The 22,507-nt window shown below is 71.8% G+C and carries 21 protein-coding genes; 18 read left to right on the top strand and 3 right to left on the bottom strand.

Annotated elements, in window-relative coordinates:
- Position 1: 1 nt before the first annotated feature.
- The 3 genes from AB0I89_RS24540 to AB0I89_RS24530 all read right to left on the bottom strand — a co-directional run bounded on the left by AB0I89_RS24540 (position 2) and on the right by AB0I89_RS24530 (position 3,874).
- Positions 2-1,612 (bottom strand): MDR family MFS transporter, encoded by a 1,611-nt coding sequence (locus AB0I89_RS24540; protein WP_357131089.1) that lies wholly within the window; start codon positions 1,610-1,612, stop codon positions 2-4.
- A gap of 82 nt (positions 1,613-1,694) precedes the next feature.
- A complete protein-coding gene (locus AB0I89_RS24535) occupies positions 1,695-2,135 on the bottom strand; it encodes a MarR family transcriptional regulator (protein ID WP_357131086.1) in 441 nt (146 codons plus the stop codon).
- 26 nt (positions 2,136-2,161) lie between these two features.
- On the bottom strand, positions 2,162-3,874 hold the full coding sequence (locus tag AB0I89_RS24530) for an alkaline phosphatase D family protein (RefSeq protein WP_357131084.1): 1,713 nt from the start codon (positions 3,872-3,874) through the stop codon (positions 2,162-2,164).
- Between the two features lie 83 nt (positions 3,875-3,957).
- Here AB0I89_RS24530 and ftsY point away from each other — a divergent pair, with 83 nt between their 5' ends.
- The 18 genes from ftsY to lepB (AB0I89_RS24440) all read left to right on the top strand — a co-directional run bounded on the left by ftsY (position 3,958) and on the right by lepB (AB0I89_RS24440) (position 22,486).
- Positions 3,958-5,139: a signal recognition particle-docking protein FtsY gene (ftsY, locus tag AB0I89_RS24525; protein WP_357131081.1), complete on the top strand. Its 1,182-nt coding sequence runs from the start codon at positions 3,958-3,960 to the stop codon at positions 5,137-5,139.
- 6 nt (positions 5,140-5,145) lie between these two features.
- On the top strand, positions 5,146-6,009 hold the full coding sequence (locus AB0I89_RS24520; protein ID WP_357131078.1) for an aminoglycoside phosphotransferase family protein: 864 nt from the start codon (positions 5,146-5,148) through the stop codon (positions 6,007-6,009).
- Positions 6,010-6,284: 275 nt separating this feature from the next.
- Positions 6,285-7,694 (top strand): ammonium transporter, encoded by a 1,410-nt coding sequence (locus AB0I89_RS24515; RefSeq protein ID WP_357131075.1) that lies wholly within the window; start codon positions 6,285-6,287, stop codon positions 7,692-7,694.
- Between the two features lie 25 nt (positions 7,695-7,719).
- On the top strand, positions 7,720-8,058 hold the full coding sequence (locus tag AB0I89_RS24510) for a P-II family nitrogen regulator (protein WP_007456507.1): 339 nt from the start codon (positions 7,720-7,722) through the stop codon (positions 8,056-8,058).
- Positions 8,059-8,075: 17 nt separating this feature from the next.
- On the top strand, positions 8,076-10,352 hold the full coding sequence (locus AB0I89_RS24505) for a [protein-PII] uridylyltransferase (RefSeq protein ID WP_357131072.1): 2,277 nt from the start codon (positions 8,076-8,078) through the stop codon (positions 10,350-10,352).
- A 513-nt stretch (positions 10,353-10,865) separates the two neighbouring features.
- A complete protein-coding gene (locus tag AB0I89_RS24500) occupies positions 10,866-12,044 on the top strand; it encodes a sensor histidine kinase (RefSeq protein ID WP_357131069.1) in 1,179 nt (392 codons plus the stop codon).
- Positions 12,041-12,697, top strand: coding sequence for a response regulator transcription factor (locus tag AB0I89_RS24495; protein WP_357131066.1), 657 nt, complete (start codon positions 12,041-12,043; stop codon positions 12,695-12,697). The genes AB0I89_RS24500 and AB0I89_RS24495 overlap by 4 nt, the downstream gene beginning before the upstream one ends.
- Before the next feature lie 109 nt (positions 12,698-12,806).
- A complete protein-coding gene (ffh, locus tag AB0I89_RS24490; protein ID WP_357131063.1) occupies positions 12,807-14,360 on the top strand; it encodes a signal recognition particle protein in 1,554 nt (517 codons plus the stop codon).
- A 79-nt stretch (positions 14,361-14,439) separates the two neighbouring features.
- Complete coding sequence (locus tag AB0I89_RS24485; RefSeq protein ID WP_357131060.1) at positions 14,440-15,519, top strand: amidohydrolase family protein; 1,080 nt, start codon at positions 14,440-14,442, stop codon at positions 15,517-15,519.
- 363 nt (positions 15,520-15,882) lie between these two features.
- The gene (proS, locus tag AB0I89_RS24480; protein ID WP_357131057.1) at positions 15,883-17,289 is read left to right on the top strand and encodes a proline--tRNA ligase; all 1,407 of its coding nucleotides are present in this window, start codon (positions 15,883-15,885) and stop codon (positions 17,287-17,289) included.
- A gap of 74 nt (positions 17,290-17,363) precedes the next feature.
- Positions 17,364-18,011 carry a DUF402 domain-containing protein gene (locus AB0I89_RS24475; protein WP_357131054.1) on the top strand — a complete coding sequence of 216 codons (648 nt, stop codon included), beginning with the start codon at positions 17,364-17,366 and terminating at the stop codon, positions 18,009-18,011.
- A 230-nt stretch (positions 18,012-18,241) separates the two neighbouring features.
- Positions 18,242-18,712, top strand: a complete 471-nt coding sequence (rpsP, locus tag AB0I89_RS24470) for a 30S ribosomal protein S16 (RefSeq protein ID WP_355051573.1) — start codon at positions 18,242-18,244, stop codon at positions 18,710-18,712.
- Between the two features lies 1 nt (position 18,713).
- Entirely contained in the window at positions 18,714-18,947 is a 234-nt protein-coding gene (locus AB0I89_RS24465; protein ID WP_013284588.1) for an RNA-binding protein, read from the top strand.
- The gene (gene rimM, locus AB0I89_RS24460) at positions 18,947-19,504 is read left to right on the top strand and encodes a ribosome maturation factor RimM (protein WP_357131050.1); all 558 of its coding nucleotides are present in this window, start codon (positions 18,947-18,949) and stop codon (positions 19,502-19,504) included. Before AB0I89_RS24465 ends, rimM begins: the two co-directional genes overlap by 1 nt.
- 11 nt (positions 19,505-19,515) lie before the next feature.
- Complete coding sequence (gene trmD, locus AB0I89_RS24455; RefSeq protein ID WP_357131047.1) at positions 19,516-20,289, top strand: tRNA (guanosine(37)-N1)-methyltransferase TrmD; 774 nt, start codon at positions 19,516-19,518, stop codon at positions 20,287-20,289.
- Positions 20,290-20,432: 143 nt separating this feature from the next.
- Positions 20,433-20,789 (top strand): 50S ribosomal protein L19, encoded by a 357-nt coding sequence (gene rplS / locus AB0I89_RS24450; RefSeq protein ID WP_030335223.1) that lies wholly within the window; start codon positions 20,433-20,435, stop codon positions 20,787-20,789.
- A 181-nt stretch (positions 20,790-20,970) separates the two neighbouring features.
- Positions 20,971-21,840 (top strand): signal peptidase I, encoded by an 870-nt coding sequence (gene lepB / locus AB0I89_RS24445; RefSeq protein ID WP_355051576.1) that lies wholly within the window; start codon positions 20,971-20,973, stop codon positions 21,838-21,840.
- 10 nt (positions 21,841-21,850) lie between these two features.
- Positions 21,851-22,486 (top strand): signal peptidase I, encoded by a 636-nt coding sequence (lepB, locus tag AB0I89_RS24440; protein ID WP_357131043.1) that lies wholly within the window; start codon positions 21,851-21,853, stop codon positions 22,484-22,486.
- Positions 22,487-22,507: the final 21 nt, after the last annotated feature.

Genomic DNA, 22,507 nt, shown 5'->3' with positions numbered 1-22,507 from the left:
CTCACCTCTGCTCACCGGCGGGCACCGCGCCAGCGCCTACGACAGGATTCGATTCCCGCTCGCCCCCGCCGGAAACCGGGCTGCCGTTGTGCTGCCGCAGCGGCACTTCCTTGATGAAGAGCACGGCGATCAACGCGATCAGCGCGAACGGGGCGGCGGCCAGGAAGATGTCACCGGCGCCGTGGCCGTACGCGGCCTCCACCACCACCCGCAGCGGGCCGGGCAGGGCGTGCACGTCGGGCAGGGTGCCGCCGCTGCCGGAGCTGGACGCGGGGATGCCGAGCTGGGACAGTCCGTCGGCGGTGTAGTCCTTGACCTTGTGGGCGAGGACCGCGCCGAGGGCGGAGACGCCGATCGCGCCGCCCAGGCTGCGGAAGAACGCCACCACCGAGCTGGCCGCGCCGAGCTCGTGCGTGCCGACGGTGTTCTGCACGGCGAGGACGAGGTTCTGCATGGTGAGGCCCAGGCCGACGCCGACCAGCAGCATGTAGACGCTGAGCAGGGCGTAGCTGGTGTCCGCGCGCAGCGTGCCCATGAGCGCGAAGCCGACGGTGAGCAGCGCCGAACCGGCTACCAGGAACCGCTTCCAGCGGCCGGTCTTCGTGATGATCCGTCCGCCCACGGTCGAGGCGACCAGCAGGCCGAGGATCATCGGCAGGGTCATCAGGCCGGCCATCGTCGGGGACTCGCCCCGGCTGATCTGGAAGTACTGGCCCAGGAAGATCGACGCGCCGAACAGGCCCACGCCCACCGCGACGCTGGCGACGACGGCGAGGGTGATCGTCCGGTTGCGGAACAGCCGCGGCGGGATCATCGGCTCGGCGGCGCGGGTCTCCACCCGGATGGCGAGCGCGCCGAGGAGCAGGGCGCCGAGCACCATGGCGACGGTCTGCCAGGACGCCCAGGCGAACTGGTCGCCGGCCAGGGAGACCCAGATCAGCAGCACCGAGACCGCCGCCGTGATCAGGGTGGCGCCCCACCAGTCGATCTGTGCCCGGCGCTTGACCACCGGCAGGTGCAGGGTCTTCTGGAGCACGACGAGCGCGGCGATGGCGAACGGCACGCCGACGTAGAAGCACCAGCGCCAGCCGAGCCACGAGGTGTCGACGATCACGCCGCCGATCAGCGGGCCGCCGATGGTGCCGACGGCCATCACGGCGCCCAGGTAGCCGCTGTAGCGGCCCCGCTCGCGCGGCGCGATGATCGTCGCCAGGATCACCTGGGCCAGCGCGGTGAGGCCACCGGCGCCGACGCCCTGGAGCACCCGGCAGGCGATCAGCTCGCTGGTGCCCTGCGCCAGGCCGGCCAGCACCGAGCCCAGGACGTAGATGCCCAGGGCGAGCTGGACCAGTGTCTTCTTACTGGTCAAATCGGCTAGTTTGCCCCAAATTGGGGTGGTCGCGGTGGTTGCGAGCAGCGCCGAGGTGACCACCCAGGTGTAGGCGGACTGACCGCCGTGCAGCTCCGTGATGATCCGCGGCAGCGCGTTCGAGACGACCGTGGAGGAGAGGATCGCGACGAACATGCCCAGCAGCAGCCCGGAGAGGGCCTCCAGGATCTGCCGGTGGGTCATGTCGACGGCGGGCGCTCGGGACGCTGTCGCCTGGGTCATCGTGTGGTGCCTCCAGCCTTGACGCTTTGGTTGCCTCAAGCAACAACTGGGGAGAAGGTGACAACATTCCCCACGTCGCGGGTCATCTCCAGGAATCGTTGAACCGGCCGAGGAGCCGAGCGAACTCCTCCACGTCCCGGGCCGGCCAGTCGTCCAGCGCCCGCAGGAACTCGCCCAACCGGGCGGACCGGGCCACGTCGAACCGTCGCTGGCCCTCCTCGGTGAGGCTGATCTGCGCCGCCCGCCGGTCACTCGGGTCGGGCTCGCGGTGCACCAGGCCGAGTGCCTCCAACCCGTTGATCTGCCGGCTGAGCGTTCCCTTGCCCACGCCGAGCCGCGCCGCCAGCTCGGTCAGCCGGATCGACCCGCTGCGCCGCAGCCAGAGCAGCAGCCCGTAGGTGTTCGGTTCGAGGGTCGGGTGCACCTCGCGGGCGATCTCCCAGGAGACCGCCCGCCCGCGACGCAGCAGCGCGGTCAGCTCGTGCTCGACGGCCCGGATCGGTTCCGGCTGATGCTCGCTCACGGCCTAGAGAGTACGGCGAGGCCCGGTCACCCGTCGCCGGAGAGGCGGCGGCTCATCACCGGGCGTAGGTGCCCGTCGCTGGTCGTACCCTCGATGATCACCTCAGCCTGCCGGCCCCGGTGGGTCAGAGTGGCGACCGCGTTGCCGAAGTAGGGCCCGGCCAGCTTGCGCCAGCGCACCCCCGGCCGCCGGACACCCGCCGAGCGGGCCAGCGCCCGGGTGGCCCCCGCCGGGCCCGACGACCAGCCCATCTTCATCAGCGGTCGGATGCCGGCCGGCACCTGGTTGTGGATCGGCGAGCAGGTGAGCTGGTGCACCGGCGTGACCACCGCGGGGTCGGCGAACCGGGCCCGGGCCACGTACGAGTGGTGCACGTCCCCGGAGAGCACGCTGATCGACGCCGGTGGGGCGTACGCCGGGCCGGCGCCGACCCGTGCGCCGGACTCCCTCGGCGTGCCGGTGCCGATCCGGGCGAACGTCTCACCGAGCGCCTCGAAGGACCGCCGGAACGCGGCCCAGTGCTCCAGATCGAGAGCCCGGCGCAGCTTCTCGGCCGTGCGGGCCACCCAAGGCCGGCGCGAGTCGGCCAGCTTCTCGTTCCACGCCTCGATGTGGTGGATGCCCTGGGGCAGCAGCCAGGGCAGCGAGGCGCCCACCACGAGGTGGTCGTAGACGCCGTGGGCCTGGTCCAGGAACCACGACCACTCACCCGGCGGCAGCATCGCCCGGCTGCCCGGCTCAAGCACCCGGCTGCACCTGTTGTCGAGCATGACCAGCCGGGTACGCCCCAGGTCGAGCGCGTAGCTCCACTGGTACTGCACGGCCCGCCAGCGCTCGGTGTCGTGCGCCAGGTCGGCCTCCTGGTCGACCCGGTGCCCGAACTCGCGCAGCACGCCGGTGGCGTCCTCGGCGGCGACGACCTTGGCGTAGACCGGGTCGGCGGCGATCTCGTCCGGCGCGAGGTTGCCCAGGTGCTGGTAGACCCAGTACGAGGCCAGCCCGCTGCCGATCCGTTCGGCCCACCACGGCTGCTCGCGCATCTCGGCACGCCACGACGCCGAGGTGTTCCAGTCGTCGATGATCTCGTGATCGTCGAAGATCATCACGCTGGGCACGGTGGAGAGCAGCCAGCGGATCTCCGGATCACGCCACGACTCCAGGTAGAGCTTCGTGTACTCGTCGAAGCTCACCACCTGGTCGGCCGGAGCGTCCTTCGGCCGCCGACGGCGTCGGCGCAGCAGCCGACGCACGGTCGGTGAGGTGACATCGGCGTACACCTGGTCACCGAGGAGCACCAGCAGGTCCGGCAGCGGGTTCGACTCCGGGTCCGCCATCGACCGCCGGGCGTACGCGTCCAGGGCGTCCGGCGGGAGCTTGCGGGTGGTGGCGTGCTGGGTGGTCTCGCGACACGAACCGAAGATCAGGTTGACCGGCTGGTCCAGGTCGTCGACCGCCCGGGTACGGATGACGCTGGGCGGGAAGCCGCTGCTCTCCACGGGCCACACCAACTCGTCGTCGACCAGCACCTCGTACGTGGTGGTGCTGTCCGGGGTGAGGCCCTCCACCACGACGAGGGCGTAGTGGTGGTCGTACGCCGAGAAGGTGGGCGCGGTGCCGGTGGCGCCGTCGGCGGTGCGGACGGTGACCACGGCGGGCGCGGCGGTCTCCACCCAGATCGTCGCCCGAGTGTCGACCACTCGCCGCAGAAGTGGGCCGATCAGGAGGTGTGCGGCGGGCATGACGCGAGCCTACCGCCGGTTTCCGGACACCGGCCGGGTGCGGTGGCTGGGACGGCGTCGCCGGCATCTGACAGGATTCCGGCATGGCCGAATATCTCGTCCTCGCTCTGGTCCTGCTCGGTGTGCTGATCGTCGGCACAGTCGGGCTGGTCGTGCCCCGTCTGCGGCGGCGGCCCGAGCCTCCGCTTCCGCGCACCGAGGTCGACACCCGGGCCGAAGAGGATCTCGCCGGTCCGCCGGTCGAGGCACCAGAGTCCGATCTGTCCACCGGTGTCCTGGTCGAGCCGCCGCCGGTGCTCGAACCGCAGGTCGAGGTCCCCGAGCCGACCGCCGGGCGGCTGGTCCGGCTCCGCTCCCGCCTGTCGCGCTCGCAGAACGTGTTCGGCAAGGGCCTGCTCGGCCTGCTCGCCCGCGACCACCTCGACGAGGACGTCTGGGAGGAGATCGAGGACAGCCTGATCACCGCCGACGTCGGCGTCGACGCGACCCGCGACATCGTCGACCGGCTGCGCGAGCAGACCCGCGTGCTGGGCACCCGCTCGGCCGGTGAGCTGCGCGCGCTGCTCGCCGCCGAGCTGGTCAACGCCCTCGACCCGAGCATGGACCGTTCGCTGCGCACCGCCCCCAAGGACGGCGTGCCGGCGGTCGTGCTGGTCGTCGGCGTCAACGGCGCCGGCAAGACCACCACGTGCGGCAAGGTCGCCCGGGTGCTGGTCGCCGACGGCCGTACCGTGCTGCTCGGCGCCGCCGACACCTTCCGGGCCGCCGCCGCCGACCAGTTGCAGACCTGGGGCGAACGGGTCGGCGCGGAGACCGTGCGGGGCCCCGAGGCGGCCGACCCGGCCAGCGTGGCCTTCGACGCCGTCAAGCGGGGCATCGACACCGGCGTGGACACGGTGCTCATCGACACCGCCGGTCGCCTGCAGAACAAGGTCGGCCTGATGGACGAGCTGGGCAAGGTCAAACGCGTCGTGGAGAAGCAGGGACCGATCGACGAGACGCTGCTCATCCTCGACGCCACGACCGGCCAGAACGGTCTGGAGCAGGCCCGGGTCTTCACCGAGGTGGTCAACGTGACCGGCGTGGTGCTGACCAAGCTCGACGGCACCGCCAAGGGCGGCATCGTGATCGCCGTACAGCGCAAGCTCGGCATCCCGGTCAAGCTCGTCGGTCTCGGCGAGGGCAAGGACGACCTCGCGCCGTTCGACCCGGCGCAGTTCGTCGACGCGCTGCTGGGCACCGAGCCCGCTGGACGGGACGCGTAGTCTCGGGTGACCAGTGACGATCGCGCGTACGCGGGCTGGCGTGATCCCGGCCATTCCTCGCAGCGCCTCGGGAGACCGTACGTGACTTCGCAGGAGATCCCGCTGCACGGCGGGAACGTGAGCACCGTGGTCCGGGTCGGCGACACGGTCCGTCGCAACGCCGGGCCGTGGACCCCGTCTGTGCACGCCCTGCTCCGGCACCTGGAGTACGTCGGCTTCACCGGCGCTCCGCGGGCGCTCGGGATGGACGAGCGCAACCGTGAGGTGCTGTCGTACCTGGAGGGGGAGTGCGGGGAGTACCCGCTCGCCCCGCACTGGGTGACCGACGAGGCGCTGGTCACCGTCGCCACCATGCTGCGGATGTTCCACGACGCGCAGTACGGCTTCGCCCCGCCGACGGGGGCCGTCTGGCGCTCGTTCGGCCCTCCGCCGCCGGACACCGAGGTGATCTGCCACCACGACGCCGCCCCGCACAACGTGATCTGGCGTCCGGACGGCACCCTCGGGCTGATCGACTTCGACCTCGCCTCGCCCGGCGCGCGGATCTACGACGTGGCGTACGCGGCGTGGACGTGGGTGCCGATCTTCGCCGACCGGGACTCGATCACCCTGGGCTGGAAGCACCCGGACCGCCCGCGCCGGCTGCGTCTGTTCGCCGACGCGTACGGGTTGATCCCGCGGGACCGGCACCGACTGATCCGCACCATCCGCAAGCGGATCGTGGATCACGTCGAGGGCATCCGCCGGATGGCCGCCGCCGGTGAGCCGGCGTTCGTCCGGATCGTGCACAAGGGGCACCTGCGGCGTCCGATGCGCGACCTGCGGCTGCTCGACTACGAGCGGCACGCTCTGGAGAACGCCCTCCGCTGAGCGCGGACCGGTCGATGCTCGGCCGGGCCCGTCAAGCGGACCGGTCGATGGGCCTGGCCGGTCAGCCATCGACGTGCGCCGTCCGAACGATCCACCATTGTCCATGCCGCCGACTGTGCGGACTCCGTGACACGTACGAAACAAGCCGTCACGAATTGGAAACCCGCACGGGACCCTGGGTGAAACAGCCGGCAACAAAGCTTCCGCGCAACCGGCCTACGGGCGACGCTGCCCCGGAAAGCCGCGAAGGAGGACTTCACCTTTAGGAGGCCAGCGTGCCTGAAGCACCGACGATCGACGGCGCCAATACTACGTGGCTGCTGGTTTCGACCGCGCTCGTGCTGCTCATGACCCCGGGACTGGCGCTGTTCTACGGCGGCCTCAACCGGGCCAAGGGCGTACTCAACATGATGATGATGAGCTTCTCCGCCATCGGGCTCATCTCTATTCTGTGGTGGTTTTACGGCTTCAGCGTCGCCTTCGGGACCGACGTGAACGGCTTCTGGGGCGACCCGGGCGCGTACCTCGGCACCAAGACCTTCCTCGCCGAGACCGACCTGTGGGGCGCGACGACGGAGAACCCCAGCGGCATCGGCATTCCGCTCTACGTGTTCATGGCCTTCCAGATGGTCTTCGCCGTGATCACCGTCGCGCTGATCAGCGGTGCCATCGCCGACCGGGCCAAGTTCGCCGGCTGGCTGCTGTTCGCGTTCGGCTGGGCCACCCTGGTCTACTTCCCGGTCGCCCACTGGGTGTGGGGCGGCGGCATCATCGGCGGTGACATCCACGCGCTGGACTTCGCCGGCGGTACCGCGGTGCACATCAACGCCGGTGCGGCGGCCCTGGCCGTGGCACTGGTGCTCGGCAAGCGTCTCGGCTGGCCCCGCGAGGGCATGAAGCCGCACAACATCCCGCTCGTCGCGCTCGGCGCCGGTCTGCTGTGGTTCGGCTGGTTCGGCTTCAACGCCGGCTCGGAGCTGACCGTCGACGGGGTCGCCGGTCTCGCCTTCATCAACACCCAGCTCGCCACCGCCGCCGCGGTGCTCGGCTGGATCGCGGTCGAGTGGGTCAAGGACCGCAAGCCGACCATGGTCGGTGCCTCGTCCGGCGCGGTCGCCGGCCTGGTCGCCATCACCCCGGCCTGTGGCTTCATCGCCCCGTGGGCGTCCGTCCTGCTCGGCATCGTCGCCGGCATCGTGTGCGCGCTCGCCGTCAGCCTGAAGTACAAGCTGGGCTACGACGACTCCCTCGACGTGGTCGGCGTGCACTTCGTCGGTGGCTGGATCGGCTCGCTCTGGCTCGGCCTGTTCGCCACCAACTCGGTCAACGCCGCGATCAGCGACGTGGTCGGCGCCTCCGACGGCCTGTTCTACGGTGGCGGCGTGACCCAGCTCGGTCGGCAGGCCCTGGCCGGCCTGATCGTCACCGCCTGGTCGTTCGGCATCGCCTGGGTGCTCGCCTTCGTCATCGAGAAGACGATCGGCTTCCGCGTCAAGAACGAGGCCGAGGTCGAGGGCATCGACATCGCCGAGCACGCCGAGAGCAGCTACGACCTGTCCCCGTCCGGCGGCGGCACGGGTGGCGCGTTCGCGATGGCCGGCATCGGCACCCCCGGTGGCGCGCCGAGCACCGCCGCTCCCGAGACCGACTCCACCGAGCCGGTCAGCGCCAAGGTCGCCGGTTAACGTTCCTTAGATGGAGGGGTTGGACATGAAGCTGGTGACCGCGGTCATCAAGCCGTACCAGCTGGACGCGGTGAAGGAGGCTCTGCACGCCCTGGGCGTGGCCGGGCTGACCGTCAGCGAGGTCCAGGGGTACGGACGGCAGAAGGGGCACACCGAGGTCTACCGGGGTGCCGAGTACACGGTCGAGTTCCTGCCCAAGATCCGGGTCGAGGTGCTCACCGACGAGATCGACGTGGAAAAGATCGTGGACGCCATTGTCGGCGCCGCCCGTACGGGCAAGATCGGCGACGGCAAGGTCTGGGTCACCGGTGTCGAAGAGGTCGTCCGGGTACGTACCGGCGAACGCGGCCTCGACGCCCTCTGATCCGGACCACGACTGACATGACCTCGTTGATCAAGAAGAACGCGTCAGGAAACGCCGAGAACGGTGACGCGAACCTCTTGATCAACGAGGTCGTCGGCGTACCCGGGGGGATCGGGGAGGCCGCCCGAGTGGGGCGGGCGGCCGCGTACGACGAGTTCCTGCGTGGGCTGCTGCCCGCGCGCGACGGTGTCGCGCTGATGGCCGTCGGGGGCCTGGGGCGGCGGCAGTGCGCCCCCTACGGCGACCTCGACCTGGTGCTGCTGCACGCCGGAGTGCCCGGCACGGACGAGTTGGCCGCCTCGGTCTGGTATCCGATCTGGGACGCCGGACTGCGCCTCGACCACTCCGTGCGGACCGTCTCCGAGGCCCTGTCGGTGGCCCAGGACGACGTCAAGGTCGCCCTCGGGCTGCTCGACGCCCGCCTGGTGGCCGGCGACCAGGCCCTGGCCGACGCCCTGACCCGCACCGCCGCCGACCACTGGCGACGGACCGCCGTGCGGCAGCTCCCGGGGCTGCGTGAGATCACCGTCGCCCGCTGGCAGGCGCACGGCGAGCTGGCCTTCCTCCTCGAAGGCGACCTCAAGGAGGCCGCCGGCGGGCTGCGCGACGTGGGGTTGCTGCGCGCGATCTCCGCCGCCGGGATCACCGACGCGCTGCGTCCCGCCGTCCGCGCCGCCCACCTGCGGCTGCTGGACACCCGTGACGCCCTGCACCAGCAGGTCGGCCGCCGGGTCGACCGACTGGTCGCCCAGGAACGCGACGGCGTCGCCGCGCTGCTCGGCCTGGAGGACGGCGACGCCCTCCTGCGGCGGGTGGCCGGGGACGCCCGCACGGTCAGCCACGCCCTCGACGACGCCTTCCGCGCCGCCGACCGGCTGCGCTCGGGCCGGTCCCGGGGTGGGAACGGCAGCCCGGTACGTCGGCCCGTGGCCCGGGACGTGGTCGAGCACGACGGCGAGCTGGTGCTGGCCCGGACGGCGATCGGCGCGCGCCCCGACCCGAGCCTGTCCCTGCGGGTGGCCGCCGCAGCGGCCACCACCCGACTGCCGATCGCGCGGGCCACCTGCGAGTGGCTGGCCGCGTACTGCCCTCCGCTGCCCGCGCCCTGGCCGGCCGAGGCCCGGGCCGCGCTCACCACGCTGCTGGGCGCCGGTCCCGGCCTGGTGCCGGCCTGGGAAACCTGCGACAGGTACGGGCTGGTGGACGGCTGGCTGCCCGAGTGGACCCGGCTGCGCAGCCTGCCCCAGCACAACCCGGTGCACCGATACACCCTCGACCGGCACCTCGTGCAGGCCGCCCACGAGGCCAGCCGGCACTCCCGCGAGGTGGACCGTCCCGACCTGCTGCTGCTCGGCGCCCTGCTGCACGACATCGGCAAGGGCCTGCCCGGCGACCACAGCACCGTCGGGGTGCCGCTCGCCGAGACGGTGGCGACCCGCGTCGGGCTGCCCGCCCCGGAGGTGGCGCTGATCGGCACGCTCGTCCGGCTGCACCTGCTCCTGCCGGACGTGGCCACCCGGCGGGACCTCGCCGATCCGGTGACCATCGCGTCGGTCGCCGAGGCGGTGGGCGACACCGGCACGCTCGACCTGCTGCACGCCCTCGTCCGCGCCGACGCCGCCGCCACCGGCCCGGCCGCCTGGTCGGACTGGAAGGGCCGACTCGTCGCCGAACTGGTCGCCCGCGTCCGTACCGCCCTGGACACCGGTGTGCTGCCCGAGCCCCCGGCCCCGGACCCGGCGCTGCTGGCTGGGCCGCTGCCGGTCGTCCACCTCACCGGAGACCGGGTGGCGGTGGCCGCCGCCGACCGGCGGGGACTACTCGCCACGGTGGCCGGCTGCCTCGCCCTGCACCGACTGGAGGTGCTCTCCGCCGACGCCTCCGTGGTCGACGGCCGAGCGCTCGTCGAGTGCCGGGTGCAACCCCGCTACGGCCTACCGGCCGACCCGGTCCCGCTCCGTGCCGACCTGCGCCGCGCGGTCGCCGGCGACGTGTCCGTCACCCAACGGCTGCGGGGTCGTGCGCTCGCCGCCCGGGGCAGCGGCGCCGCACCCCGGGTCGTCTGGCACCGCGAGGCGGCCACCGACGCCGTCCTGCTCGAACTTCGCGCGGCCGACGCCGCCGGGCTGCTCTACCGGGTGGCCGGCGCGCTCGACGAGGCGGGTGCCCTGGTCCGGGCCGCACGGATCTCGACCCTCGGCGCGGACGTCGTCGACGCCTTCTACCTCGTGGGCGGCTGGCCGGACGACGCCACCCGGGCCCGCCTGGAGGCCGCGGTCCTGGCCGCCGTCTGACCAGCGATGCGCGCCGTGCGACGGCCCGCGCTGGCCGTGTTGGGCCCGCGCTGGCCGTGTTGGGCCCGCGCTGGCCGTGTTGGGCCCGCGCTGGGCGTGTTGGGCCCGCGCTGGCCGTCGTGGGTCGGCGCTCGTCGTGGGCCCTGCGAAGCCTTGGGATGCCCGCGGCCCGCATGCGCCACTTCGCGGCTGATGACTCAGTGGCATCAAGATGCCACCGAGTCATCACGCTTGTTGCAGCGCCCGCTCCACACACTCCGGCCGCCATACGCCGCGCCCGCTCAGACGCTGCCGGCCCCTCGGGCGCCTGCGGCGTCGCCGCGCTACCGCCACCGGCGGCATCCGTGCGTCGTCGGCTGTCGGCATCTGTGCGTCGCCGGCTCGCGGGCCCACTCGGCGGCTGGGGCCGGGATGACATGGGCGAGGTGAGGTCGTGGCTACGTTCGGGGACGTAGCGGCGGTGCCGCTCGTGGACGCACGTCAGGAGACGTCTGCGCGGGCAGAATGACGGCCATGCGAGGGAACGGGTGGCGTGGGCGGGACGCGGTGTCGGACGCCGTGCTTGCCCTCGTGCTGTTCGGGTTCGGACAACTCGCCACCGGGCTGGCCGGGGACAACCAGCCGGGCTCGATGCCGGTTGACGCCCTCTGCCGGGCACTGATCGCACTCGCCGCGCTCGCCCTGCTGCTCCGACGGCGTGCTCCCGTGGCGACTCTCGTCGTGGTTACGCTTGCCACCTCGACGTACCTGGTGCTCGGCTACCCGTACGGGCCGATTCTGCTCGCGTTCCTGCTCGCGGTGTACACCGTGGCGGTGCGACTGCCGGTGCGTCCGGCGGCGCTCGCCGGCAGCGGCGCGTTCGTGGTGCTGCTGGCGCATGTCTTCGCCTCGCGCGGCCCCGCGCCGGGCTGGACCGGAGTGCTGCCCGCGTCGGCCTGGGTGGTCGTACCGTTCGCGGTGGGTGTGGTGGTGCGGGTCAGCCGGGAGGCGGCCGCCCGTACCCGAGCCGAGGAGGCCCGTGAGCGTGCCGAGCAGGGTCGGCGGCAGGCCGACGAGGAGCGGCTGCGCATCGCCCAGGAGGTGCACGACGTGGTGGGGCACGGGTTGGCCGCGATCAGCATGCAGGCGGACATCGCCCTGCACCTGCTGCCGAAACGGCCGGAGCAGGCGGAGATCGCGCTGACCGCCATCAGCCGCACCAGCCGGGAGGCGCTGGACGAGCTGCGGGTCACGTTGGGCGCGGTGCGGCGGGGCGCGGAGCGTGAGCCCGTGCCCGGTCTGGCGCGGCTCCCCGCACTGCGCGACCGCCTGGCGGGCGCCGGTCTCGCCGTCGACCTGCGCCTGGCCGGTGACCCACGGGAGTTGCCGGCGGCGGTCGACCTGGCCGCGTACCGGGTGGTGCAGGAGGCGTTGACGAACGTGCTGCGGCACGCCGAGGTGGCGCGTGCCGAGGTGACCGTGACCTACCGGGCCGACGAGGTGACGGTCGAGGTCACCGATCGGGGCGTCGGCGTCCCGGGCCGGCTCGACGCGGCCGGCGACCTCGAACCGGCCGACGGCCGGTCCGGCGGGCACGGGCTGGCCGGCATGCGGGAGCGGGTGACGGCGTTGGGCGGGCGGCTGAGCGTCGGACCGCGCTCGGCCGGCGGGTTCCGCGTGTGGGCCCGGCTGCCGGTGGAGCCGTCCCCATGATCCGGGTGCTGATCGCCGACGACCAGGACCTGGTCCGCCTCGGGCTGCGGGCGCTGGTGGAGAGCGAGGACGACCTGGCGCTCGCCGGTGAGGCCGCCGACGGGTTGCGGGCGGTCGAGCTGGCCCGGCGGGAGCGGCCGGACGTCGTCCTGATGGACATCCGGATGCCGGGCATCGACGGGATCGAGGCGACCCGGCGGATCGTCGCCGATCCCGACCTGACCGGTACGCGGGTGGTGGTACTCACCACCTTCGAGCTGGACGAGTACGTCTTCGACGCGCTGCGCCACGGCGCGAGTGGGTTCCTCACCAAGGACACCCGGCCGCCGGAGCTGCTGCGGGCGATCCGGCTGGTCGCCGAGGGGGAGGCGCTGCTGTCGCCGTCGGTGACCCGCCGGGTGGTGCGGGAGTTCGCCACCCGGCCGTCGCGGGCACCCCGTCCGCACCCCCGACTGGACACGCTCACCGACCGGGAACGCCAGGTGGTGGGCCTGGTCGGTGAGGGGCTGAACAACGAGGAGATAGCCGCCCGGTTGGTGGTCAGCCCGGCGACCGCCCGGACACACGTCAGCCGGGCGATGGGCAAGCTGGCAGCCCGGGACCGGGCCCAGCTCGTCGTCTTCGCGTACCAATCGGGCTTGGTTCCGGGGTGAGGCCGGGCCGCCAGCGGCCGTGCGGCCGGGCGGCTACCCTAGCGGTGGCCGGACTCCGCAGTGCCGGCCGCGTTGTGCCCGCCGGAACACTGACAAACGGGATGTTCGCGTGTTTGACACCTTGAGTGACCGCCTGTCCGGGATCTTCACCAAGCTCCGCGGCAAGGGACGGCTCACCGACGCCGACATCGACGCCACCGCGCGTGAGATCCGCCTCGCGCTGCTGGAGGCGGACGTCGCGCTGCCGGTGGTCAAGGGCTTCATCGCGGCCGTCAAGGAGCGCGCCCGCAGCGCCGAGGTCTCCCAGGCGCTCAACCCGGCCCAGCAGATCATCAAGATCGTCAACGAAGAGCTGATCAACGTGCTCGGCGGCGAGGGGCGACGACTCCAGTTCGCCAAGCAGCCGCCGACCGTGATCATGTTGGCCGGCCTCCAGGGCTCGGGTAAGACCACCCTCGCCGGCAAGCTGGCCCGCTGGCTCAAGGGTCAGGGCCACCAGCCGCTGCTGGTCGCCGCCGACCTCCAGCGCCCCAACGCCGTCGGGCAGCTCCAGGTGCTCGGTGGTCGCGCCGGGGTCGAGGTGTACGCGCCGGAGCCCGGCAACGGCACCGGCGACCCGGTGCAGGTGGCCCGCGCGTCGATCGAGCACGCCAAGCGCGCCGCCCGGGACATCGTCATCGTCGACACCGCCGGCCGGCTCGGTATCGACGCCGAGATGATGCAGCAGGCCGCCGACATCCGCGACGCCGTCTCCCCGGACGAGGTCATCTTCGTCATCGATGCGATGGTCGGTCAGGACGCCGTCCGCACCGCCGAGGCGTTCCGCGACGGCGTCGGCATCACCGGCGTGGTGCTCTCCAAGCTCGACGGTGACGCCCGTGGTGGTGCCGCGCTGTCGGTTCGCGAGGTCACCGGGCAGCCGATCCTGTTCGCGTCCACCGGTGAGAAGCTGGAGGACTTCGACGTCTTCCACCCCGACCGGATGGCCAGCCGGATCCTCGGCATGGGCGACGTCCTCACTCTGATCGAGCAGGCCGAGCAGGCCTTCGACTCCGATCAGAAGGAGAAGATGACCGCCAAGCTGATGGGCGGCGAGCAGTTCACGCTTGACGACTTCCTCGACCAGCTCATCGCGGTACGGCGGATGGGTCCGATCGCCAACGTGCTGGCCATGATGCCGGGCATGGGTCAGATGAAGGACCAGCTCGCCGAGTTGGACGACAGCCACTTCGACCGGGTCACCGCGATCATCCGGTCGATGACCCCGGGCGAGCGCAACAACCCGAAGATCATCAACGGCTCCCGCCGGGCGCGTATCGCCAACGGTTCCGGAGTCACCGTCATGGACGTCAACCAGCTGCTCAACCGCTTCGCCGACGCGCAGAAGATGATGAAGCAGATGGGCGGCATGATGGGCCTGCCCGGTGCTGGCCGCCGCAAGGCGACCAAGTCGCCGAAGAACAAGCGCAAGGGCACCAAGGGCGGCGGTCGTCCGCGTACCGGCGCCGGGATGCCGGCCGGCTTCCCGGGTGGCATGCCGCAGCTCCCGCCGGGGATGGACCCGAACGACCTGGCGGCTGGCCAGGGCCTCCCGCCCGGCTTCAAGCTCCCGAAGATCGACTTCAACAAGCTCGGCAAGGGCGGCGACAAGGGTCCGCGCTGACGCGGACCTGCCCGCGCTGACCTCCCGGAAGAACGACCTGCTCGCCCCCGACGGGGAGTGATCGGGTAGGACTGTGCGCATGGCCCTTCATGTGCGCGGCGTGCTGCTCCCCGACGACGAGGTCCGGGACCTCTGGCTGGTCGGCGAACGGGTGACCTTCACCCCGGTCCCCGACGCGGAGACCGTCGTCGACGGCGGGTTCGTGCTGCCGGGGCTGGTCGACGCGCACTGCCACCTCGGCATCGCCCGAGGTGGGGCCCCGATCACCTCGCTCGACCAGGCCCGCGAACTGGCCCACATCGACCGGGACGCCGGGGTGCTGGCGATCCGGGACGCCGGCTCGCCGTACCCGTACCCCGAGTTGGACGACGAACCCGACCTGCCGCGACTGGCCCGCGCGGGCCGGCATGTCGCCCCGCCGAAGCGCTACCTGCGGGACATCGGCGTCGAGGTCGACGCCGCCGATGTGGCCGCGACGGTGGCCGCCCAGGCCAAGGCCGGCAACGGCTGGGTCAAGCTGGTCGGCGACTGGATCGACCGTGGCGTGGGCGACCTCGCGCCGGCCTGGGACGCCGACACCCTGACCGCCGCCGTGCGGGCCGCGCACGACGCCGGGGTACGCGCCGCCGTGCACACCTTCTCCGAGGCCGCCGTCGAGATCATGGTGCGCGCCGGGGTGGACTCGGTCGAGCACGGCACCGGCCTGAGCCTCGACCTGATCGACGAGATGGCCCGCCGGGGCACCGCGCTCGTCCCCACAATGATCAACATCGCGACCTTCGGCGGGATCGCCGAACAGGCGCAAGCCAAGTTCCCCGGGTACGCCGAACACATGCTCGCGCTGCGCGACCGCTTCCCCGAGGTGGTGCGGGCCGCCCACGAGGCGGGTGTGCCGATCTACGTGGGCACCGACGCCGGCGGCGGCATCGACCACGGGCTGGCCGCCGAAGAAATGCTGCTGCTGCACGAGCGGGCCGGCATGCCCGCCGAGGACGTACTCGCCGCCGCCTCCTGGGGCGCCCGGGAATGGCTCGGCTTTCCCGGGCTGGTCGAGGGCGGTCTCGCCGACCTGACGGTCTACCCCGAGGATCCCCGCCGCGACCTGCGGGTCGTCCGTGCCCCGTCCCGCACGATCCTGCGCGGCCGAGTGGTGCGCTGACCCGTCTGCGCTGGGCCGCGCTGGGCCGTGCTGGGCCGCGCTGGGCCGCGCTGGGCCGCGCTGGGCCGCGCAAGGCCGTGCTGGGCCGTGCTGGGCCGCGCAAGATCCTCACAGCATCAGGGATATTGCTGCTTCCGGCGTGGCTGAGGCAGCAACATCGGTGATGTTGTGAGGATCTTGGCGTGGGCTCACCACGAGTCGGACGATCGTCGGCGGCGAAGGCCAGCGCGGTCGGATCCGCGCCCGGCAGGCGGTCGCCGGCCCAGCCGAGCAGCGCTTGCAAGGGGCGCCATGCCGCCACGCGGAGGGCGTGACGCCTCCCGGGCGCGGTGACGCCTCGCCCGGCGCATAGGATGTGCGGTCATGGCACGCGTGCTCACTCCCCGTGCGGAGGACTTTCCCCGCTGGTACCAGGACCTGATCGCCAAGGCGAAGCTGGCCGACAACGGCCCGGTCCGGGGGACCATGGTCATCCGACCGGCCGGCTACGCCATCTGGGAGCGGATGCAGGCCGAGATGGATGACCGGATCAAGGCGGCGGGCGCGGAGAACGCGTACTTCCCGCTGTTCATCCCGGAGAGCTACCTCAAGCGCGAGGCCGAGCACGTCGAGGGCTTCTCGCCGGAGCTGGCGGTTGTCACCCACGGTGGTGGCAAGCAGCTCGCCGAGCCGGTGGTGGTGCGTCCCACCAGCGAGACGGTGATCGGCGAGTTCATGGCCAAGTGGATCGACTCGTACCGGGACCTGCCGCTGCTGCTCAACCAGTGGGCGAACGTGGTCCGGTGGGAGCTGCGTCCGCGGATCTTTCTGCGGACCAGCGAGTTCCTCTGGCAGGAGGGGCACACCGCGCACGCGACCCGCGAGGACGCCCGCGCCTACGCGCGGCGGATCCTGCATGAGGCGTACGAGGACCTGATGGTCAACGTGCTGGGCATCCCGGTGGTGGTGGGCCTGAAGACGGCCCGTGAGCGGTTCGCCGGGGCGACCGCCACCTACACCTGCGAAGGCATGATGGGCGACGGCAAGGCGCTCCAGCTGGGCACCAGCCACGAGTTGGGGCAGAACTTCGCCAAGGCGTTCGACATCAGCTACTCGGCCAAGGAAGGCGGCCGGGAGCACGCCTGGACGACCTCCTGGGGCACGTCGACCCGGATGCTCGGCGGCCTGATCATGGCGCACGGCGACGACAACGGCCTGCGCGTGCCGCCGCGGCTGGCGCCCATCCAGGCGTACATCATGGTTGTCAAGGACGGCGAGGGCGTCGCGGAGGCGGCGGCCAAGCTGCGCGACGGCCTGCGCGACGCCGGTGTCCGGGTCGCGCTCGACGACCGGACCGACACCGCGTTCGGCCGCCGGGCCGTCGACGCCGAGCTGCGCGGTTATCCGGTACGCGTCGAGGTCGGTCCCCGCGATCTGGCCGTCGGTAACGCGACGGTGGTTCGTCGTACCGACGGATCGAAGTCTCCGACGCCGGTGGCCGACGTGGTCGGCGCGGTGCTGGCGGCGCTGGAGGCCGACCAGCAGGTGCTGCACGACCAGGCGCTGGCCCACCGCACGTCGCGCACGGTGGAGGTGTCGACCCTGGCCGAGGCGATCGAGGCGGCCGCCACCGGCTGGGCCATGGTGCCGTGGTCGGCGGTCGGCGTGGCCGGCGAGGCCGAGGCGAACGGCCAGGGCGTGACGGTGCGCTGCCTGCTGCGGGCCGACGGCTCGGTGCCGGACTCGGAGGACGAGCCCGACCTGGTGGCCATCCTCGCCCGCGCCTACTGAGACGTTAGGAAGGGCCCCTTCCTACCGTCTGCGGTAGAGGAAGGGCCCCCTGCTTACAGTCCGGAGGTGTTGCCGTGCGGTTTGCACCGGGTCGGCTGATCATGCACCGCAACGTGCGGCACGGCCGGATCGGCTGGGTGCGCCCGGGGCGGGTGGTCAGCGACGACGAGCGGGGCCTGCTGGTGTGGATCGCCCGGGACTCGCCGGTGGCCCACGAGGTCACCGAGGCGGGGCTGAACATGCGGGCGATGCCGTTCGCCCAGTGGGTCTCGTCGTCGTACCGGTTGGCGCACGGCCACTGGAACGGTCCGCCGCTGTTGAAGTTCCTGCCCACGGGCGCGGCGCATTCGGTGTGGTGGTTCCGGGACGCGCAGGGTCGGTTCGCCCACTGGTACGTCAACCTGGAGGAGCCCGGCGTCCGCTGGGACGACGGCTCGGTGGCCGGCGTCGACGTGGTGGACCAGGACCTCGACGTGGTGGTGCGTCCGGACCTGAGCTGGCAGTGGAAGGACGAGGACGAGTTCGTCGAGCGGCTCGCCTTCGGCGACGACTACTGGGTGACCGACGAGAAGGCGGTCCGGGCCGAGGGGGAGCGGGTGATCGCGCTCGCCGAGGCCGGCGCGTTCCCGTTCGACGGCACCTGGGGTGACTTCACCCCGCCCGCAGATTGGGACGTGCCGGACAAACTGCCCCTAGGGTGGGATCGCCCGCCGGTGCGCTGAGAGGTGTTCCGGATCACCGGTGACGTGGTGTCCGGGTCCGATGCGAACGATCGGCGTCGGATCTGGCAGAATGGGTCGCTGGTATCCGGCGCGCGTCCGGCGCCCTCTAACCCGGGCACGTCGCCAGTCCACCGAGTAGTCTCCGGCCCAACCCCACTGTGCCGGTCGGCGCTCACCCATGCACACCGCCCGTAGTGGGCCGGTGAGATCGCAACAGGAGCGAAACAACTGTGGCCGTAAAGATCCGGCTCCTGCGGATGGGCAAGATCCGCAACCCGCAGTACCGCATCGTCATCGCCGACTCGCGCACCAAGCGTGACGGCCGGGCGATCGAGTTCGTCGGGGTGTACCAGCCGAAGGAGGACCCTTCGGTCATCGAGGTCAAGTCGGAGCGGGTCCAGTACTGGCTGTCCGTCGGCGCCCAGCCGAGCGAGGCGGTGCAGCGGCTGCTGGAGCTGACCGGTGACTGGCAGAAGTTCAAGGGCCTGCCGGCCCCGCCGCCGCTGAAGGTCGCCCCCGAGCGGGCCGACCGCAAGGCGGCGTACGAGGCCGAGGCGAAGGCCGCTGCCGGGCTGGCCCCGGAGACCCCGGCCAAGCCGGCCAAGAAGGCCGCCAAGGCCGCCGAGGCGCCGGCCGCTGAGGCCCCGGCGACCGAGGCTCCGGCCGAGACCCCCGCCGCCGACGCCGGTGAGCAGGCCTGACATGCCGCTGCGTCCCGCCTTGGAGCACCTGGTCAAGGGCATCGTCGACCACCCGGACGACGTCCGGGTCCGGATGGTCGATTCCCGTCGGGGCAAGCGGCTGGAAGTCCGCGTGCACCCCGAGGACCTCGGCACGGTGATTGGGCGGTCCGGTCGGACCGCCAAGGCGCTGCGTCAGGTGATCGGCTCCATCGGTGGGCGCGGAGTACGCGTCGACATCGTCGACTCGTACTGATGCAGCTCGTCGTCGGAAGGATCGGCAAGCCGCACGGTGTCCGCGGTGAGGTCACCGTGGAAGTGCGGACGGACGAGCCCGAAGCGCGGTTCGCCCCCGGTACAGTGCTGCGCACTGAGCCGGGGGCGGTTCCGCCGCCCGCGCCGGCGGACGGGCCGGGCGTGGTGTTCCGGGTTCCGGCCGAGCTGACCATCGAGGAGTCCCGGTTCCACCAGGGCCGGATGCTCGTCGCGTTCGACGGGATCCTGGACCGCAACACCGCCGAGGCGCTGCGCGGCACCCTGCTCGTGGTGGACAGCGCCGACGTCGAGCCTCCGGAGGACCCGGAGGAGTTCCACGACCACCAGTTGGTCGGTCTGGCGGTGGTCACCCCGTCCGGCGAACGTCTGGGCGAGGTCGCCCGGATCGACCACGCGCCCTCGTCCGACCTGCTGGTGCTGCGGCGGCCCGAGGGGCGTACCGCGCTGATCCCGTTCGTCCGGGCGATCGTCCCGGAGGTCGACCTGGCCGGTGGACGCGTGATCGTCGACCCGCCGGCCGGACTGCTCGATCTTTAGGACCACCGCGCATGCGCGTCGACGTCGTGTCGATCTTCCCGGAGTACTTCGCCCCGCTGGACCTGTCGTTGATCGGCCGTGCCCGGGCCAACGGCGTACTCCAGCTCGCCGTGCACGACCTGCGGACCTGGACCCACGACGTGCACCGCACGGTCGACGACACCCCGTACGGCGGCGGCCCGGGGATGGTGATGAAGCCGGAGCCGTGGGGTGCGGCGCTGGACGCGCTCGCCCCGGCCGGGGCCGCGCCGCCCCGGCTGCTGGTGCCGTCGCCGGCCGGCGTGCCGTTCACCCAGGCCCTGGCGCACGAGCTGGCCGCCGAGCCGCACCTGCTCTTCGCCTGCGGCCGGTACGAGGGGATCGACCAGCGGGTCCTGACGCACGCCGCCACCCGCATGCCGGTCACCGAGGTGTCGCTCGGTGACTACGTGCTCTTCGGCGGCGAGGTCGCCGTGCTGGTCGTCCTGGAGGCGGTCACCCGGCTGCTGCCCGGGGTGTTGGGCAACGCCGGCTCGCTGGACGAGGAGTCGCACGCGCACGGGCTGCTCGAGGCGCCGATCTACACGAAGCCGTCGAGCTGGCGCGGCCACGACGTGCCGGACGTGCTCCGCTCCGGCGACCACGGCAAGATCGCGCGTTGGCGGCGCGAGGAGGGGCTGCTGCGCACGGCGGCCCGACGTCCGGACCTGCTGGCCGCGCTGCCCCCCGAGCGGCTCGACAAACGGGACATCGCGGCACTGGAACAGGCCGGATTTCAACCACCGCCGGGGGATGTGGCAAAGTAGAGGGGTTGCCGCATCCGTCCGCGCCCGCGGGCGGCTGCGAGGATCCCCGACCGGGGTTGGCCCGCCGACCACCACCCGGGAATCAGAATCACCCATCCGCGCATCGAGTGACGGTGCGCCGTGAGCCTTACGAGGACGCAGCGATGAACATCCTGGACGCCCTTGACGCCCAGTCGAAGCGGACCGACCTCCCCGACTTCCGTGCCGGTGACACCGTCAAGGTGCACGCGCGGGTCGTCGAGGGCAACCGGTCCCGTGTCCAGATCTTCCAGGGCGTCGTGATCCGCCGCCAGGGTGACGGTCTGCGCGAGACCTTCTCGGTCCGCAAGGTCAGCTTCGGTGTCGGTGTCGAGCGGACCTACCCGCTCAACGGCCCGGGCATCGACCGCATCGAGGTCGTGACCCGCGGTGACGTGCGTCGCGCCAAGCTCTACTACCTGCGCGAGCTGCGCGGCAAGAAGGCCAAGATCAAGGAGAAGCGGGAGAAGCAGCCCAGCTGACTTCCCGCTCGCCACGCCGCCTGAGCTGCGCGTATGCCGTACCGACCGGACCGCACTACCCTGGTCGTACGGGCGCTGCCAGGCGGTGGCCCTGCCGACGAGGCGGGCAGCCGTCCACAACCGCCCGTGGAGCCTCGACGAGGCTCCCGGGCGGTGGTGTTTCTGCGGACCGGGGAGTGGCGTGGTGCAGACGCTTGACGAGGACGGCACTGTCGATCCGTGGCGGCGGCGGGTTCGCCGCACCCGGCGTCAGATGCCCCTCTGGCAGGAACTTCCACTGCTGCTGGTGGTGGCCTTCTGCCTCGCGGTGTTGATCCGCACGTTCCTGCTCCAGGCGTTCTTCATCCCGTCCGGCTCGATGGAGGACACTCTCCTGATCGGCGACCGGGTGCTGGTCAACAAGGTCGTCTATGACGTCCGTGACCCGGTGCGCGGCGAGGTGGTGGTGTTCCGGGGCACCGACCGGTGGGCGCCGCAGGTCGACCAGCAGCCCGAGCCCGGGTTCGCCGGCAAGCTCGCCCGGACCGTCGGGGACCTGGTCGGGGTGAGCCGCCCCGGCGAGAAGGACTTCATCAAGCGGGTGATCGGCGTGCCCGGCGACCGCGTCAAGTGCTGCGACTCGCAGGGCCGGGTCACCGTGAACGGGACCCCGCTCGACGAGTCGTACGTGCTGCGCGACTCGCCACTGGACCTGCCGCCCAACCCGCAGGAGTGCCGCTCGCGGCGCTTCGACGAGGTGGTCGTACCCCCGGGTCAGATCTTCGTCATGGGCGACCACCGTGAGGTTTCCCAGGACGCGCGCTGTCAGGGGCCGGTGCCCATCGACAACGTCGTCGGCCGGGCGTTCATGGTGGTCTGGCCCTCGTCGCGGTGGGCGGCGCTGTCGGTGCCGGCGACGTTCGACGACGTGGCCGCGCCGGCCACGGCCTCGTCCGGTGTGCCGCCGACCCGCCCGTCCCCGCAGGGCGGTGTGCTGCTGATACTCCCGCTGACGGTCGCGCTGAGGGGTTCCCGCGCGTTCCGGACGGTGACGTCCGGTCCGGCAACGTAGGCTCCTTGGCGTGATTGACGAGCAGACCGACAAGCCGCGTAGCTCCTTCTGGAAGGAGCTGCCGATCCTGCTGGGTGTGGCGATCCTGGTCGCGGTGCTGGTCCGCGCCTTCGTGCTGCAGACCTTCTTCATCCCGTCCCCGTCCATGGAGAACACTCTCAAGATCGATGACCGGGTGTTGGTCAACAAGCTGGTCTACGACTTCCGGTCACCGCACCGCGGCGAGGTGATCGTGTTCAAGGCCCCCACCGAGTGGAGTGGCAACCCCGACGGCGAGGACTTCATCAAGCGGGTGATCGGCGTCGGCGGCGACCACGTGGTCTGCTGCGACCCGCAAGAGCGCCTGATGATCAACGGCAAGTCGCTCGACGAGCCGTACATCTTCTCCATCGACGGGGTCCAGGACAAGGCGGCCGACCAGGAGTTCGACATCACCGTGCCGAAGGGTCGGCTGTGGGTGATGGGCGACCACCGGTCCGCCTCGGGTGACTCGCTGGAGCACTGGCAGCAGTCCAACCAGAACATCACCGAGGCCACGATCCCCGAGAGCGAGGTCGTCGGGCGGGCGTTCACCGTCTTCTGGCCCGTCAACCGGGCCACCTGGCTGACGGTGCCCGACCAGTTCGACGGCATTCCCAAGCCGTAGAACTGGTGGGGGCGTGGGCGA

It is taken from the genome of Micromonospora sp. NPDC049801 (assembly GCF_040656575.1).
GTDB lineage: Bacteria > Actinomycetota > Actinomycetes > Mycobacteriales > Micromonosporaceae > Micromonospora.
Note: the sequence above shows the minus strand (reverse complement) of the source record. Positions and strands in the feature narration are given on the sequence as shown.